This is a genomic window from Streptomyces sp. 150FB (assembly GCF_000818195.1).
In the GTDB taxonomy this organism is placed as follows: domain Bacteria; phylum Actinomycetota; class Actinomycetes; order Streptomycetales; family Streptomycetaceae; genus Streptomyces.
This window is the reverse complement of sequence record NZ_JTHL01000001.1, coordinates 2491136-2502512: the sequence shown is the minus strand read 5'-3', so window position 1 is coordinate 2502512 and position 11377 is coordinate 2491136. Positions and strand designations below refer to the sequence as shown.

10 protein-coding genes are annotated in these 11377 nt (G+C 68.4%); 8 read left to right on the top strand and 2 right to left on the bottom strand.

Going from position 1 to position 11377, the window contains the following annotated elements; translation table 11 throughout:
- Positions 1-207: 207 nt before the first annotated feature.
- Positions 208-2940: a pyruvate dehydrogenase (acetyl-transferring), homodimeric type gene (aceE, locus tag QR77_RS10450; RefSeq protein ID WP_040021166.1), complete on the bottom strand. Its 2733-nt coding sequence runs from the start codon at positions 2938-2940 to the stop codon at positions 208-210.
- 481 nt (positions 2941-3421) lie between these two features.
- Between aceE and QR77_RS10445 the strand changes: the two genes are divergently transcribed.
- The 6 genes from QR77_RS10445 to QR77_RS10420 all read left to right on the top strand — a co-directional run bounded on the left by QR77_RS10445 (position 3422) and on the right by QR77_RS10420 (position 8197).
- Positions 3422-3865, top strand: coding sequence for a DUF3052 domain-containing protein (locus tag QR77_RS10445; protein WP_040021164.1), 444 nt, complete (start codon positions 3422-3424; stop codon positions 3863-3865).
- Positions 3866-4023: 158 nt separating this feature from the next.
- The gene (locus QR77_RS10440; protein WP_040021163.1) at positions 4024-4512 is read left to right on the top strand and encodes a peroxiredoxin; all 489 of its coding nucleotides are present in this window, start codon (positions 4024-4026) and stop codon (positions 4510-4512) included.
- Positions 4513-4701: 189 nt separating this feature from the next.
- A complete protein-coding gene (locus QR77_RS10435; protein ID WP_040021161.1) occupies positions 4702-5277 on the top strand; it encodes a TerD family protein in 576 nt (191 codons plus the stop codon).
- 188 nt (positions 5278-5465) lie between these two features.
- Positions 5466-6041, top strand: a complete 576-nt coding sequence (locus QR77_RS10430; RefSeq protein ID WP_040021160.1) for a TerD family protein — start codon at positions 5466-5468, stop codon at positions 6039-6041.
- A 52-nt stretch (positions 6042-6093) separates the two neighbouring features.
- The gene (locus QR77_RS10425; protein ID WP_040021159.1) at positions 6094-7239 is read left to right on the top strand and encodes a DUF475 domain-containing protein; all 1146 of its coding nucleotides are present in this window, start codon (positions 6094-6096) and stop codon (positions 7237-7239) included.
- A 217-nt stretch (positions 7240-7456) separates the two neighbouring features.
- The gene (locus QR77_RS10420) at positions 7457-8197 is read left to right on the top strand and encodes a Tellurium resistance (RefSeq protein ID WP_040021158.1); all 741 of its coding nucleotides are present in this window, start codon (positions 7457-7459) and stop codon (positions 8195-8197) included.
- A 37-nt stretch (positions 8198-8234) separates the two neighbouring features.
- Here the strand turns inward: QR77_RS10420 and QR77_RS10415 are convergent, their stop codons facing one another.
- The gene (locus QR77_RS10415) at positions 8235-9173 is read right to left on the bottom strand and encodes a TerD family protein (RefSeq protein WP_078876594.1); all 939 of its coding nucleotides are present in this window, start codon (positions 9171-9173) and stop codon (positions 8235-8237) included.
- Between the two features lie 188 nt (positions 9174-9361).
- Here QR77_RS10415 and QR77_RS10410 point away from each other — a divergent pair, with 188 nt between their 5' ends.
- Positions 9362-10525 (top strand): HpcH/HpaI aldolase/citrate lyase family protein, encoded by a 1164-nt coding sequence (locus QR77_RS10410; RefSeq protein WP_040021155.1) that lies wholly within the window; start codon positions 9362-9364, stop codon positions 10523-10525.
- A gap of 128 nt (positions 10526-10653) precedes the next feature.
- Positions 10654-11377: phosphoribosyltransferase domain-containing protein (locus QR77_RS10405; protein WP_040021154.1), on the top strand; the 724-nt coding region annotated here is incomplete at its 3' end.

The following is an 11377-nucleotide window of genomic DNA, read 5'->3' as shown; positions in this document are numbered from 1 at the left end:
ACGCCGTAAATCGTGCCATCCCGGATGCCACCCCGGAGCGACCCCCGTCAACAACCGCAACCAAGAGCCGCTCACCCCAACCGCGTCAGCGAAACGACCCCGGTGGCACCGGACGCCAAACCAGCGCCGGTGCCACCGGGCCCGTCCGCGAAACGAACAAGCCGGCGGCCCCGGAGGCCCAAACCCACGACCGCCCGCCGCGAGGCGCTACGCGTCGCCGCCCTCTACTCCCGGGTGCGCCGCCGAAGCGTCCAGGAGTTGGTACCTGTCCAGCGCCTGCTTCAGCACCGAGCGGTCGACCTTGCCCTCCTTCGCCAGCTCGGTGAGCACCCCGAGCACGATCGACTGCGCGTCGATGTGGAAGAACCGCCGCGCCGCGCCCCGCGTGTCCGCGAAGCCGAAGCCGTCCGCGCCCAGCGACTGGTACGTGCCGGGCACCCAGCGCGAGATCTGGTCGGGAACGGCCCGCATCCAGTCGGAGACGGCCACGAACGGACCCTGCGCGCCGGACAGCTTGCGTGTCACGTACGGGACGCGCTGCTCCTCCTCCGGGTGCAGCAGATTGTGCCGCTCCACGTCGATCGCCTCGCGCCGCAGCTCGTTCCAGGACGTCGCCGACCAGACGTCGGCGACGACGTCCCACTCCTCAGCGAGGATGCGCTGCGCCTCGACGGCCCACGGCAGGGCCACCCCGGACGCCATGATCTGCGCCGGGATCGAGCCGCTCTCGCCCTGCTTGAAGCGGTAGAGGCCCTTGACGATGCCCTCCGCGTCCACGTCGGCGGGCTCGGCCGGGTGCTGGATCGGCTCGTTGTAGACCGTGAGGTAGTAGAAGACGTCCTCGCTGTCCGGGCCGTACATCCTGCGCAGCCCGTCCTTGACGATGTGCGCGATCTCGAAGCCGTACGCCGGGTCGTAAGCGACGCACGCCGGGTTCGTCGAGGCCAGCAGTTGGGAGTGCCCGTCCGCGTGCTGGAGACCCTCGCCGGTCAGAGTCGTACGGCCGGCGGTCGCGCCCAATACGAAGCCGCGCGCCATCTGGTCGGCCATCTGCCAGAACTGGTCACCGGTGCGCTGGAAACCGAACATCGAGTAGAAGACGTACACCGGGATCAGCGGCTCGCCGTGCGTCGCGTAGGCCGAGCCCGCCGCGATCAGCGAGGCCGTGCAGCCGGCCTCGGAGATGCCGTCGTGCAGCATCTGGCCGGTCGGCGACTCCTTGTACGCGAGCAGCAGCTCACGGTCCACGGACTCGTACTGCTGGCCCAGCGGGTTGTAGATCTTGGCGCTCGGGAAGAACGAGTCCATTCCGAAGGTGCGGTACTCGTCCGGCGCGATCAGCACGAAACGCCGGCCGATCTCCTTGTCCCGCATCAGGTCGCGCAGCAGCCGTACGAACGCCATCGTGGTGGCGATCGACTGGTGGCCCGACCCCTTCTTCACCGCCGCGTACGTCTTGTCCTCGGGCAGGTTCAGCGGCTTCGCGCGCACCACGCGGGTCGGTACGTATCCGCCCAGCGACTGGCGGCGGTCGTGCATGTACTGGATCTCTTCCGAGTCGCGGCCCGGGTGGTAGTACGGCGGCGCGCCGCCTTCCAGCTCCTTGTCGGCGATCGGCAGGTGCAGCCGGTCGCGGAAGCCCTTGAGGTCGGAGGCCGTCAGCTTCTTCATCTGGTGGGTCGCGTTGCGGCCCTCGAAGTTCGGCCCGAGCGTCCAGCCCTTGACGGTCTGCGCCAGGATCACGGTCGGCTGGCCCTTGTGCGCCTTGGCCGCCGCGTAGGCCGCGTAGACCTTCTGGTGGTCGTGGCCGCCGCGCCCGAGGTGCAGGATCTGCTCGTCCGTCATGTTCTCGACCATGGCGCGCAGCCGTTGGTCGTCGCCGAAGAAGTGGTCCCGGATGTAGGCGCCGGTCTCGGTCGCGTACGTCTGGAACTGGCCGTCCGGCGTGGTGTTCAGCCGGTTGACCAGGACGCCGTCCCTGTCCTGGGCGAGCAGCGGGTCCCAGGAGCGGTCCCAGACCAGCTTGATGACGTTCCAGCCGGCCCCGCGGAACTGCGACTCCAGCTCCTGGATGATCTTGCCGTTGCCGCGTACGGGGCCGTCGAGCCGCTGGAGGTTGCAGTTGATGACGAAGGTCAGGTTGTCCAGGCCCTCGCGCGCGGCGATGGAGAGCTGGCCCAGCGACTCGGGCTCGTCCATCTCTCCGTCGCCGAGGTACGCCCAAACGTGCGAACGGGAGGTGTCGGCGATGCCGCGGGCCTCCATGTAGCGGTTCATCCGCGCCTGGTAGATCGCGCCGATCGGGCCGAGGCCCATCGACACGGTCGGGAACTCCCAGAAGTCCGGCATCAGCCGCGGGTGCGGGTAGCTGGGCAGGCCGTACGGCGCCTTCGACTTCTCCTGGCGGAACGCGTCGAGCTGCGCCTCGCTGAGCCGGTCGAGCAGGAAGGCGCGGGCGTAGATACCGGGGGAGGCGTGCCCCTGGAAGAAGATCTGGTCGCCGCCCTTGCCGTCGTCCTTGCCCCGGAAGAAGTGGTTGAAGCCCACGTCGTAGAGGGAGGCAGAGGAGGCGAAGGTGGCGATGTGGCCGCCGACGCCGATCCCGGGGCGCTGGGCGCGGGAGACCATCACCGCGGCGTTCCAGCGGGTGGCGTTGAGTACCTTGCGCTCGATCTCCTCGTTACCGGGGAAGAACGGCTCGTCCTTGGTGGCGATGGTGTTGACGTAGTCCGTGCTGCGCATCTCGGGCACAGCCACACGCTTCTCACGCGCGCGTTCGATCAATCGGAGCATCAGGTAACGGGCACGCTCACGCCCGCGCTCGTCGACGGCGGCGTCGAGCGAGTCGAGCCACTCCTGGGTCTCTTCAGGGTCGAAGTCCGGGACCTGGCTGGGAAGGCCGCCAATGATGATCGGGTTGCGATCGGATCCGGAAGCCACGCTGTTCCTTCGCTCGTCGGGTCGGGGGTCTCTGGGTGGCCCCCTGAGGGTGTCCTCCCAGGGGCCCCGGGGCATGAACACATACAGCGACTCCATCGTCCACCGCGATGATGGAAAACGTCATCTCTACCGAGGGGTAACCCGTGCCCCGCCGGGAAATCCCGGGACGGAAGTGACCCCCGCATCGGTCAAATCGCAACCTTACGCCCGACCCGTCCGCGTGTTCGGTGTGATCGATCGACCCTGAATGGCGTACGGAAGCCGCTTACCATGGCAAAGAAGGAGGAACTCTATGACGCAGGTCACCAGGGGCCGTGGCGAAGTGGCAGGAGATACGCTGAAGCCGCCCGAAACGTCACCGTTTCGGCGGTCTCGGCCGCCGGGTACTTGCGCGATCCGCCCGGTCCGTGTGGACTACGGCCAATGCCCCGCGTACGCGCGCGGCTGAAGCATTTTCCGAAACATGATCAGGAGGCAATCCGTGAGCGCGACCGCGGACCACGCGGAGGAACGGACCAACCTTGCCGCAAGGCTGGGGTTCGAACCCGGACAGGTGGTCCAGGAGATCGGCTACGACGAAGACGTCGAGCAGGAGCTCCGCGAGTCCATCGAGGCCGTCATCGGCCAGGAGCTCGTCGACGAGGACTACGATGACGTGGCCGACGCCGTCATCCTGTGGTTCCGTGACGAGGACGGCGACCTGACGGACGCGCTGGTGGACGCCATCGGTTTGATCGACGAGGGCGGTGCGGTCTGGCTGATGACGCCCAAGACCGGCCGTGATGGCTACGTCGAGCCGAGCGACATCAACGAGGCCGCCCAGACAGCGGGCCTGGCGCAGACCAAGAGCGCCAACGCCGGCAAGGACTGGACCGGAAGCCGGCTCGTCACTCCCAATCCCAGGGCGGCGAAGGCCAAGCGCTGACCCCGAGCGCCGCATCCGAGCGCGCAAGCCGCAGCAGCCCGTACCAACAGCCTTGAGGGCCCCCGCCGACCTCCGTCGGCGGGGGCCCTTCACGTGGTGCGTAGGCTGGAAGGTGACCCTTCGTACCCGCGACAAGCCCGCAGAAAGGACGTGCGGCCATGGTGATCGAGGTCGGCGCCACCGCCCCGGACTTCGAGCTGAAGGACAACCACGGGCGGACCGTACGGCTCAGCGACTTCCGCGGGGCCGACGGCCGGAACGTGCTGCTCGTCTTCTACCCCTTCGCCTTCACCGGCGTGTGTACGGGTGAGCTGCGCGCCCTCGCCGACGAGCTGCCTTCGTTCGTCAACGACACCACCCAGCTCCTCGCCGTCTCCAACGACTCCATCCACACCCTGCGCGTCTTCGGCGAGCAGGAGGGGCTGGAGTTCCCGCTGCTGTCGGACTTCTGGCCGCACGGGGAGGCCTCACGGGCCTACGGGGTGTTCGACGAGGACAAGGGCTGCGCCGTGCGCGGAACGTATGTCATCGACACGGAGGGTGTCGTGCGCTGGAGTGTCGTGAACGCACTGCCGGACGCCAGGGACACCGCGAGATATGTCGAGGCGCTCGGGGCACTCGGAGCACAGGGGGCGCTCAGACCCTGAAGTGCGCGCCCTTTGACCCGTAAGCCCGTAAATAGCGCGGCGACGGGGAACCGGTCACTAGGATCCACTCGTTGATCCGATGCCAACGCACCAGGGGCGCGCGGCCCGCGACGCCGACCGCTGACCACGCTTGGTCAGCGCCGGATCACGGTCGCCGGCGCGCCCCGGGAAACCATTTAGGGAGGACTCGTGGGAGTCAGCCTCAGCAAGGGCGGAAACGTCTCGCTGACCAAGGCCGCGCCCAACCTGACCGCGGTCACCGTGGGTCTGGGCTGGGACGTCCGTACGACCACCGGCAGCGACTTCGACCTCGACGCCAGCGCGCTGCTGGCGAACGCCGAGGGCAAGGTCACCAATGACGGGAACTTCGTCTTCTTCAACAACCTGAAGAGCCCGGACGGATCCGTCGAGCACACCGGGGACAACACGACCGGCGAGGGCGAGGGCGACGACGAGGCGATCAAGGTCAATCTGGCCGCGGTCCCCGCCGACGTCGACAAGATCGTCTTCCCCGTCTCGATCTACGAGGCGGAGAGCCGTCAGCAGTCCTTCGGCCAGGTGCGCAACGCGTTCATCCGCGTCGTCAACCAGGCGGACAACAACGAACTGGCGCGGTACGACCTGACGGAGGACGCCTCGACGGAGACCGCGATGGTCTTCGGGGAGCTGTACCGCAACGGCGCCGAGTGGAAATTCCGCGCCATCGGCCAGGGCTACGCGTCGGGGCTGCGCGGTATCGCGCAGGACTTCGGCGTCAACGTCTGAGCCGTACGTACCCGCACCGATGTCCGGCGCCGCACGTCCATGTGCGGCGCCGGACACCGCTCAGGAACGGATATCCCCAGGGGCTTGCACGCCACGGGGCATGAACGGAGCATCAAAGGGCATCACTCGGCATGACGTCAGGCGCGTCGTGCCGTAGCACCTCATCACCTCGGGGAGGACTCACCATCATGGGCGTCACACTCGCCAAGGGAGGCAATGTCTCCCTCTCCAAGGCCGCACCCAATCTCACCCAGGTGCTGGTCGGGCTCGGCTGGGACGCGCGTTCCACCACCGGAGCGGACTTCGACCTCGACGCCAGCGCCCTCCTCTGCCAGAACGGCAGGGTGCTCGGCGACGAATATTTCATCTTCTACAACAACTTGAAGAGTCCGGAAGGCTCCGTCGAGCACACCGGCGACAATTTGACGGGCGAAGGGGAGGGCGACGACGAGTCGTTGATCGTCGATCTCTCCCAGGTGCCCGAGCACTGCGAGAAGATCGTCTTCCCGGTCTCGATCCATGACGCCGAAAATCGGGGCCAGGCGTTCGGCCAGGTCAGCAACGCCTTCATCCGGGTGGTCAACCAGGCCGACGGGCAGGAACTGGCGCGCTACGACCTCAGCGAGGACGCCTCGACGGAGACGGCGATGATCTTCGGTGAGCTGTACCGACACAGCGGTGAGTGGAAGTTCAGGGCTGTGGGACAGGGGTACGCGTCCGGGCTGCGCGGCATCGCTCTAGACTTCGGGGTCAACGTTTCGTAAAGCAGAGCTCTGCGCGGGGGAAAAACCCGTTCATCATCAGATGGGGTAGCCAGTGATCCTGAAAACCTTCGGCTGGTCGTTCGCCATTACGGCGGTCGGCCTCGCTTTCGCGGCCTGGCAATGGGGGTGGGAGGCGTTCGGGATCGTACTGATCCTGTCGGTGCTGGAGATCTCGCTGTCATTCGACAACGCCGTTGTCAATGCCGGGATTCTCAAGAAGATGAATGCCTTCTGGCAGAAGATCTTCCTCACGGTCGGCGTCCTCATCGCGGTGTTCGGCATGCGGCTGGTGTTCCCGGTCGTCATCGTCGCCATCAGCGCCAAGGTCGGTCCCATCGAGGCCGTCCAGCTCGCGGTGGACAACCCCACCCGTTACGAGCACCTGGTCACCGACGCGCACCCGGCCATCGCGTCCTTCGGTGGCATGTTCCTGCTGATGATTTTCCTCGACTTCATCTTCGAGGAGCGGGACATCAAGTGGCTGGGCTGGCTGGAGCGTCCCCTCGCCAAGCTCGGCAAGGTCGACATGCTGTCCGTCTGCATCGCGCTGATCGCCCTGGTGATCGCCGCCCTGACGGTCGCCACCAACGCCCACACCAGCACGGGCCACGCGGACAAATCCTCCACGGTGCTGCTCGCCGGTGTCGCCGGCCTCATCACGTACCTCATTGTCGGCGGCCTCTCGGGGCACTTCGAGAACAAGCTGGAGGAGGACGAGGAACGCGAGCACGAAGAGGAGGAGAAGGCGAAGGCCGAAGGCAAGGACCTCTCCGTCATAGGGCTCGCCGGCAAGGCGGCTTTCTTCCTCTTCCTCTACCTCGAAGTCCTCGACGCCTCCTTCTCGTTCGACGGAGTCATCGGCGCCTTCGCCATCACGAACCACATCTTCTGGATGGCACTGGGCCTCGGCATCGGCGCGATGTACGTCCGTTCGCTCACGGTCTATCTGGTCCGCCAGGGCACCCTGGACGACTACGTGTACCTGGAGCACGGCGCGCACTACGCGATCGGCGCGCTCTCGGTGATCCTGCTGGTCACCATCCAGTACGCGATCAACGAAATCGTCACAGGACTGGTGGGCGTGGTCCTGATCGCCGCCTCGTTCTGGTCGTCCGTCCGCCGGAACAAGGCGCTCGAAGCAGCGAGCGGGGGCACGGGGAGCGAGGACGCGCAGGACAAGGAGACGCTTGCCGTCTGAGGCGTCCCCCGGAGGCACAGCCGGGGTACGAGGAGTGCACGGCGCCGGGGCCCCTGCCCCCGGCCCGGGAGTCCTGGAGGGGTGAACTCGTCGCCACAGCGGGCACACTCGGGATCGGGGCGGCCTGAGGCGGAAGCCTCCCGGCCGCCCCGTTGTTGAGCGGGACGGCGCGGGGGAAAGCCGGCCGCTGTGACTACGGACTGAGGTGGGGTGGGTCATGGCCTTCTGGGACAACCTGTGGCGCGGAGGAAACGCCGCGCAGTTCGACTCGGGCAGCTCGGCTTCCAACTCCATCGAGCTGACCAAGCGGCACGCCACGGTCTCGCTCTCCAAGCAGGGCGCGGCCACCGGCAACATGCGGGTCAACCTGTCCTGGCGGATGCGTACGTCGGACATCGAGGGACGGTCCAAGCAGAGCGGCAGGCTGCTCCGGCACCCGTTCAAGCTCTTCCAGCCCGAGGTGGTGCAGGCGCACACCCAGGGCGTGGTCAATGTGGACCTCGACCTCGGCTGCATGTACGAACTGACCGACGGCACCAAGGGCGTGGTGCAGCCGCTGGGCGGCCTCTTCGGGGACCTGAACGGCCCGCCGTTCGTGAAGCTCAGCGGCGACGACCGGTTCGGCGCACCGTCGGGCGAGACGGTCTTCGTCAACCTCGACCACCGGGAGTCGATCAAGCGGCTGCTGTTCTTCGTCTATATCTACGACCAGACGCCCGCCTTCGACCGCACGCACGCCAAGGTCACGCTCTACCCGAGCAACGGACCACGGGTCGAGATCGAGCTCGACGAGCGGGCGCCACAGGCCCGTTCGTGCGCGGTGTTCGCGCTGGAGAACGTGAAGGGCGAGCTGGTCGTGCGCCGCGAGATGAAGTTCGTCTACGGCTTCCAGGCCGACCTCGACCGGCTGTACGGCTGGGGCCTCCAGTGGGGGCGCGGCTACAAGTCGAAGACCTGAGAGCCGGGAAGCCGGCCCACCGATCGCGGCAGCCGGGTCACCCGCGGGCGAACTGCGGTCCCATCGGCGGCAGTCGGAAGTTCGGGTCCGGCGCGGGCGCCGCTGCGGCGGCCGGCCCCGGATAGCCGTACGCGGGCTGGGTGCCGTCCGACGACGGCGGCGACGAAGCGGCGTGCGGGTATCCGTACGCGGGCTGCGACGCCGGTACGGTCGGGGAGACCGGCGGCGGATAGCCGTACGCGGACTGCGGGTGCGGCTGCGGCGACGCCGGCTGCGGGAAGCCGTACGCCGGTGCGGTGGGCGGCTCGCCCGGCGGCGGGGGCAGCGGCGACTCCGAAGGGGTGGGCCCGGGCGTGGTGACCATGACAGTGGAGGCGGAGTCGGAGACGAGGTCCGCCCTCTCGGCGCCTTCGGCCATGTCCTCCGTCTCGTCCACGGAGATACCGAAAGCCGTGGCGAGACCGACCAGACCGGTCGGATATCCCTGCCCGACCGCGCGGAACTTCCAGGCCTCGCCCCGCCGGTACAGCTCACCGCAGATGATCGCGGTCTCCTCGCCGGTCTCCGGCTGGACGTCGAAGACCGCCAGCGGCTCGCCCTCGGCCGAGCCGGCGTCGTACAGCAGGATCCGCAGATCCGTCACATGCCGGAACGTCGCACCGTCCGAGGAGGCCGCCAGGACCACCGTCTCGACCGAAGGGTCCAGCGCGCCGAGATCGGCCTCGACCGTGTCCGTGAGCCCCTCGGAGACCTGCTTCTTCGACAGTCTCCTGACCAGGCCCGAGGGGTGCCTGGGCTGGTTGTAGAAGACGAAGTCCTCGTCCGAACGCACACGGCCGTCGTGGCCGAGCAGGAGCGCGGAGGCGTCGACATCGGGGATTCCGGCGCCCGGCGACCAGCGCAGCACCGCTCGTACGGCCATGGTGTCGAGCGGGACGTTCGAGCCCTTCAGCATCGCGTGCGTCATGCGGGTCATCCTGCCTTCCCGACACCCGTCCGGACAACGCGGGTCACGGTCGTCACGCCCGCGGCAGCCGTCTGTAGCGAAGGGGTTACCAGGATTTCATGCGCGCGGGAACTCAGGGCACCTGTCCATACGTACTATTACCGGCCACATGACCCAATGGGCTATTACCGGCCACGTCGGCAGTACAGGGGATCGACATGCGTCATTTCGGGCATATCCCACTCGCTGACCGCGCGGGACTCTTCCATCAGGAGCCGTGCGAGTTCACCTCGGACTCCACCGCGCCCACGCTGTCCGCGGCGCTGGGCGCCACCCTCTACAGCCCCGCCACCCGGACCAGCCTCGCCGACGACGTCGTGAAGCAGGCCGGGCGCGGCGTCGTGTCCATGGTGCTCTGCCTGGAGGACTCGATCGACGACGGCGAGGTCGAGGGGGCCGAGACCAACCTGGTCCGGCAGTTCACCGACCTCGCGGGCCGGAAGGCGGAGCTGCCGCTGCTGTTCATCCGGGTCCGGGAGGCGGAACAGATACCCGATCTCGTGCGCAGGCTGGGCGACGCGGGACGGCTGCTGTCCGGGTTCGTACTGCCCAAGTTCACCCAGGAGCGCGGCCTGCCCTTCCTGGAGGCGCTCGCCGAGGCGGAGGCCGCCTCCGGCCGCCGGCTCTTCGCGATGCCGGTGCTCGAATCGCCCGAGCTGATGCACCTGGAGACCAGGGCCCGCACGCTCACCGACATCGCGGCCACCGTCGACAAGTACCGCGACCGCGTGCTCGCCCTGCGGCTCGGCGTCACCGACCTCTGCTCGGCGTACGGCCTGCGCCGGGCGCCCGACATGACGGCGTACGACGTCCGGATCGTCGCGGGGGTGATCGCGGACGTCGTGAACGTCCTCGGGCGCGCCGACGGTACGGGCTTCACCATCACGGGCCCCGTCTGGGAGTACTTCCCCGTGCAGGAGCGGATGTTCAAGCCGCAGTTGCGGCAGAGCCCGTTCCTCGAAGGGCGGGCCGAGGAACTGCGTGCCGCGCTCATCGAACACGATCTGGACGGCCTGCTGCGCGAGATCGAGCTGGACCGGGCCAACGGCCTCCAGGGCAAGACCTGTATCCACCCCTCGCACGTCATGCCCGTGCACGCGCTGTCGGTGGTCAGTCACGAAGAGTTCAGCGACGCGCAGGACATCCTGCGGCCCGAGCGCGGCGGGGGCGGAGTGCTGCGCTCGGCGTACACGAACAAGATGAACGAGGTGAAGCCGCACCGCGCTTGGGCCGAGCGCACCCTGCGGCGCGCCGAGGTCTTCGGCGTGGCGCGGGAGCACATCGGCTTCGTGGACCTGCTCAGCGCCGGACTCGGCCGGTGAGCGGGCGGGGGAGCGCGGGTGCGGAAGGTGCGGGTGGTGCGGGTGGTGCGGGTGCGGGGCGTACGGGACGAGGGAGCATGGAACGAGGGGGACGGGCCGAGTCACCCGTGAGGGGAGAGAAGGCGGAGATGGTGTGGTCGGGTACGTGGGTCGCCGAGCGGCTGGGCGTCGCACTCGACGGCGGTGAGCGGCTCCGCGAGCTGCTGGGCCTCGCTCTGCGCCGTAACCCCAAGCGGGCCCATCTGCTTGTCTCGAATGTGCTGGGCAAACACGTACCGCAGAGTCCGGCCGTCGTATACGGCACCGGCGTCGCCCTCGGCGAGCGCGTCCGTGAGCTGCTCGGCGCCGAGGTGGCGCGGGCCGTGGTGCTCGGGTACGCGGAGACCGCGACCGGGCTCGGTCACTCCGTCGCGGACGGGGTGAACGGCGCGCCGTACCTGCACTCCACCCGCCGGCCGGTGGCGGGCGTCGCCCGCGCGGGCGGCTTCGAGGAGGCGCACTCGCACGCCACCTCGCATCTGCTGCTGCCCGAGGATCCTGAACTGCTCGCCGGAGAGGGCCCGTTGGTCCTGGTCGACGACGAGTTCTCCACCGGCAACACCGTCCTGAACACCATCCGCGCGCTGCACGAGCGCTACCCCAGGCCCTGGTACGTGATCGTGGCGCTCGTGGACATGCGGTCGGCGGCCGATCAGGGGCGGCTCGCGGAGTTCGCGCGGGAGATCGGCGCCCGGGTCGACCTGGTCGCCCTCGCCTCGGGCACGCTCGTGCTGCCGGAGGGCGTGCTCGCGCGGGGGCAGGAGCTTGTGGCCGAGCACGAGGCGGGGCAGCGGGAGGCGGGGCGCCGGGAGC

Coding starts and splice junctions, on each gene's coding strand:
- QR77_RS10440 (WP_040021163.1), top strand. CDS start 4,024: ATGGTGATCGAGGTCGGCGCCACCGCCCCGGACTTCGAGCTGAAGGAC.
- QR77_RS10430 (WP_040021160.1), top strand. CDS start 5,466: ATGGGCGTCACACTCGCCAAGGGAGGCAATGTCTCCCTCTCCAAGGCC.
- QR77_RS10420 (WP_040021158.1), top strand. CDS start 7,457: ATGGCCTTCTGGGACAACCTGTGGCGCGGAGGAAACGCCGCGCAGTTC.
- QR77_RS10415 (WP_078876594.1), bottom strand. CDS start 9,173: ATGACCCGCATGACGCACGCGATGCTGAAGGGCTCGAACGTCCCGCTC.
- QR77_RS10410 (WP_040021155.1), top strand. CDS start 9,362: ATGCGTCATTTCGGGCATATCCCACTCGCTGACCGCGCGGGACTCTTC.